The following is a 4,893-nucleotide window of genomic DNA, read 5'->3' as shown; positions in this document are numbered from 1 at the left end:
CCTCTTTTATCTCATTTATTATTTGTGGCCTTAAGCCCATCTGACAAGCGCTACAGATATTATTTAAAACCTGTGCCAGAGCAATATTATCCTTATTACTCCTTATTGTTTCATATAGCTCAAGCGTTCTTTTCTCTATTTTTCCTTCTAAATCCTTCCTTTCTAAAGAAAGGGCTTTATGTTTTTCTTCTGCCTCTTTTAATTCTTTTTTCTTCTCTTGCTCTTTATTTTTAAAAACAATTTCCATATCTTTTATTTCTTTTTCTTCTCTCTGTATTTCCCTTTCCTTTACCTCTATTGTATCCATAAGCAAAAGGCATTCCTCCTCAAGCTTTTCTTTTAAGGCTTCTGTTTTTTTAATCTCATCCTCTAAAGCATCCAGCTCTTTTTTTGTTTTTACCTCATAAAAATGGGATTTAAAACCCTTTGTTTTCTCTTCGCAATCCTTAAGTTCCCTCTCTTTGTGCCGAAAATCCTTTTTTATCTCAGAAAGCTTAGTATTTTTTTCATCAAAATCCTTCCTTAATGTTTGTATTCTCTCCTCTTCTTCCATTAGTATCTTTGGAATGCTCTCCATTATTTCTTTTGTTTCAGCAAGCAATATATCCTTTTCCTGGAGCAATTTAAGTAATTCTATTGTTTCTTTCATATTTTCTAGGCGAAGCAGGGCTTGGCGCCCTCCACTCACTTCGTTCGTTTCGGGTTGGCCACCCGCACCGCTATTGATGCTCCCATAAGGTCGCATCGCGGTGCTCCCTTCAAATCCTGCCTCTTGTTTCCCATATTAAGCATCTCTTTACGCTAAATCTTTCTTTCTAACTTTTATCTTCTATTAGGCGAAGCAGGATTTGAACCTGCGACCTCCTGCGTGTGAAGCAGGCGCTCTTCCTCTGAGCCATCCGCCCTCTCCCTAAAATTATAAACAATCATTCCTTTCTTGTCAAAATTTCTTGGAGGGTTTTTATATCCTCTCCAATGGAAAGCATTGTTTTCCCTTTTTGAAAGAAAACATCAGATGAAAATCCATCCATTGAGATAAACCAGGCAAGTGAATTAGCCTTTTCGGAAAAACCCTTTAATTCTTCTAGCTCTTTATTTCCAGCTATTCCCTCCCTTAGCACCTTAATAAGCCATTTTTCCTTTTCTCCCTCTCCCTCAATAAGACCATCGTCCCTTATATTTAAAGATAAAAATTTAGGAAGGATTATTCCTTCTTCCATTCCAAATATCTCTCCAGAAACCTTTTGATGGTTAAAGCTTTTAAGCAGATTAATAATTGGGTCTTTGATCTCTAGCCTTTTTCCATAATAATAGATGTTTATCCATAAATTAAGGAGGCTATTTGGAATAAAATAGGCATTATCTTTTCTCTCAATAATCTCTGTTTCCATGAGTCTTGAAAGGAGGCTCTTTGTAACACCTGTGCTTCTTCTTATATCCTTTGAAATAGCGGTAAGCTTTTGATGGGGATTTCTTGCTAAAGAGATAAGACAGCTTCTAATAAGCCCCTCTCCCCGCGCTGCGTTTATTGCATTATCCATTATTTGCTCACAATAATTATTAAGCCTTCCATTCTCCCTTATCTCCCTGCTTAATGCCTCATCTACAAGAAAGGAATCTATTTTATCTTTGTTTCCTATCCTTTCTAAAAGAACAAAGAATGGGTAGGAAATGCCCTCTGTTATTTCAAAAAGCCTTTCCTTTGCCCCTTTGTTAAAATTTAAAAGGAGATTTTCAGTATCTTCGGGCAAAAAACCAGAGAGGGTAATTTTATTTTCAAAGGGAAGGTTTTTCTTGGATGAGGCAAGAATCCATAAAATACCATCATCCTTTGTTGCTTTTTTAAATAATCCATAAGGGTCTATCCTATAGTTTGAAACAAAGGATATTTCTTGAAATTCATCCAAAAGAAGCACAATGGGAATTGAAAGATTTTTTGAAATAATAGAAGGGAATTGGAATGCAAGCTTAAGGAGAAGAGAATAATCTGGCTTTTGTTTTTGTAATTCTTCATAGAATGGGTTAAGATGCCTTGTTATTTCTTTGTCATTTAATTCTTCAATTATCTTTTTCTGAAACCCTACATTAAAATAGCTTGCTTTTTCTCCTTCTTCTTTTGCAAGGAAGAAAAATATATTGCCAATAAAATAAATACAGAATAGGTCAATAGAAAGGCTTAATCTTTTAATGTCAATATAAACTACATCAACATCATTTATAGATTGTGCAAATTTTTTAAGGAGAAAAGTTTTTCCAGAGCCTTTTATTCCAGAGATAAAATAAAGAGAGCCTTTTCCTTCAAGCAATTCATCCTTTGCTTTCCAAAGCTTCTTAAGGACATCCGTTCTACCTACGAACATCCTAAATATTATACTTAAATCAAAAGGGGGTTTTCAATGTTAAAATTTTATAAACTACCGATAATTCAAAATTCAACATTCAAAATTCATAATTTTATAAAATGAGATTTATCCACCCATTATATTCCATAGAAGGCCCAGTCCAAAAAATTACTTGCCATACACATAATTATAGTGTATAATATTTATAAGAACAGAATATGGAAAAAGTGGTGGATAGAGATTTATTTTGAAATGGATTTATATTCTCTAAAAAAGAAGGGAAAAATATTTCATTATAAATATTTTTGGTTAAATATATTCTCTATAAGCTCCTCAATATATTGCCAGAACTATGGTTTAAACTTATCAAAAAATTGCGAAGCATCATTAAAACTTTCTTAAAAAGGATGAAACAATGAGATTATTAAGGTATCAAGATAGAAATTTATAGTATCTTTCATAAATCGTCAGAATATTTGTTATTTAGCATATGGATTTATAACCAATGAAATTATCGCAGTTGCTGGAGGCGAATAAGGAGTGAATAAGCAAAAAGTTTCAGTAATATTGCCGACATTTAATGAGAGGGAAAATATTGTTTCTCTTATTGAAGACATTCATTTAGAACTTGGTGATTATAATCATCAGATATTGGTGGTTGATGACAATAGCCCGGATGGTACCTATCAGACGGTATTAGAGCTTAATTTACCTTATGTTAAAGCTATTTTACGCCAAAAAGATCCTGGATTAGCAAATTCTATAAGGTGTGGCCTGGAGAATGCAGAAGGAGAAGTTTTTGTGGTGATGGATTCAGATTATAACCATCAGCCAAAATATCTACCCTTTATGGTGCAAGCGCTCTCTTATTATGATTGTGTATCTGCCTCCCGTTTTCTTTATGGGGGAGGAATGGATAGTTGGATTCGTCACAAATTAAGTTGGCTATTCAATATATTTGTTCGTATTGTTACCAGAGGCTTTATAACGGATAGCCTTTATGGTTTTTTCGCAATAAAAAAAGGAGTAATTGAGAAATGTAATTATAATGACATATTTTGGGGTTACGGCGATTATTGCATTCGCTTGATGTGGTATTTACAAAGAAACAGGGCAAGCATTTTACAGTTTCCAGCGGTTAACGGAAAACGTACAAAGGGTAAAGGTAATAGCAAGTTTATTCGAGTTTTTTGGCAATATTTTACCGAGGTGCTTAAATTAGCTTATAAAGAAAGGATAAAGAGACATGTACAAAGAAATTAATAAATGTCGGATATGTGGAAACACTGATTTAGTTTCACTCCTTAATCTGGGAGAACAAACTCTCACTGGGGTTTTTCCTAGAAGTAAAGATCAATTAATTACAAAAGGCCCATTAGAATTGGTAAAGTGCCAAGAAGACAAAGATGGAAACTCTTGTGGCCTTTTACAATTAAGACATTCTTACGATCTAAATGAGCTATATGGAGAAAACTATGGCTATCGTTCTGCTCTTAATAAATCAATGGTAGACCATTTACAAGGGAAGATAAAGAAAATTTTAAACATGATTCATTTGGCTCCTGGTGATTTAATCCTTGATATAGGTAGCAATGATGGTACATTGTTGAAAGCCTATCCTCATGATGGCCTTATTTTGGTAGGAATTGATCCCACAGGAAAGAAATTTAAGGGATATTATCCAGATTATATTCAACTTATCTCTGATTTTTTCTCAGCTGGAATTGTTAAACAGAACTTTGGAAAGAAGAAAGCAAAAATAATCACATCCATTGCGATGTTTTATGACTTAGAAGCGCCCATGGATTTTATGAGACAAGTTTATGAGGTGCTAGCCGATGATGGCATTTGGGTTTTTGAGCAAAGCTATATGCCTACAATGTTAGAAATGAACGCCTATGATACCATTTGCCATGAGCATTTGGAATATTATTGCTTAAAACAGATTAAATGGATGACTGACCGTATAGGATTTAAGATCATTGATGTTGAATTTAATGATGTGAACGGAGGAAGTTTCTCAATAACTGTTGCAAAGCCAAACTCATCTTATAAAGAATGCACCAGTCGGGTTGATGAAATCTTATCGAATGAAGAGAATATAGGTTTAAATACTTTGAAACCATATCAAGAATTTAAACAGCGTACTTTTAAGCATCGCGATAAACTGCGTCAGTTTATTAAAAAGATAAAAGCTAATAATAAATTAATGCTTGGTTATGGTGCATCTACTAAGGGAAATGTAATATTGCAATTCTGCAATATAACCGAGGAGGATATTCCTTTCATGGCGGAAGTAAATGAAGATAAATTTGGTTGTTTTACTCCTGGTACAAATATCCCCATTATTTCTGAAAAAAAAGCAAAAAAAATGAAACCGGATTACTTTTTGGTTATGCCATGGCATTTTAAAAAGAATTTCTTGGTTAGGGAAAAGAAATATTTAGATAATGGTGGCAAATTAGTCATGCCTTTACCTAAGGTAGAAATTATTAATAAACAAATATTAAGGTAATTAAAAAATTATAGTTAATTCCATAACGCTTTACAA

4 protein-coding genes and 1 tRNA gene are annotated in these 4,893 nt (G+C 33.5%); 2 read left to right on the top strand and 3 right to left on the bottom strand.

Translation table 11 applies throughout. The annotated features are described in order from the left end of the window. The 3 genes from AB1397_00660 to AB1397_00650 all read right to left on the bottom strand — a co-directional run. Positions 1-649, bottom strand: a 649-nt coding sequence (locus AB1397_00660) for a hypothetical protein (GenBank protein ID MEW6481516.1), incomplete at its 3' end; no start/stop codon positions are given. Between the two features lie 184 nt (positions 650-833). Further along, positions 834-905, bottom strand: a tRNA-Val gene (locus AB1397_00655). 21 nt (positions 906-926) lie between these two features. Continuing rightward, positions 927-2,360: an ATP-binding protein gene (locus AB1397_00650; GenBank protein ID MEW6481515.1), complete on the bottom strand. Its 1,434-nt coding sequence runs from the start codon at positions 2,358-2,360 to the stop codon at positions 927-929. 522 nt (positions 2,361-2,882) lie between these two features. On the opposite strand from AB1397_00650, the gene AB1397_00645 reads away from it, so the two are divergent. Next, positions 2,883-3,605, top strand: coding sequence for a glycosyltransferase (locus AB1397_00645; protein MEW6481514.1), 723 nt, complete (start codon positions 2,883-2,885; stop codon positions 3,603-3,605). Next, a complete protein-coding gene (locus AB1397_00640) occupies positions 3,589-4,857 on the top strand; it encodes a class I SAM-dependent methyltransferase (GenBank protein MEW6481513.1) in 1,269 nt (422 codons plus the stop codon). The genes AB1397_00645 and AB1397_00640 overlap by 17 nt, the downstream gene beginning before the upstream one ends. Positions 4,858-4,893: the final 36 nt, after the last annotated feature.

The organism is bacterium (assembly GCA_040756715.1).
GTDB lineage: Bacteria > UBA9089 > UBA9088 > UBA9088 > UBA9088 > JBFLYE01.
This window is presented reverse-complemented; position numbering and strand designations above follow the sequence as displayed.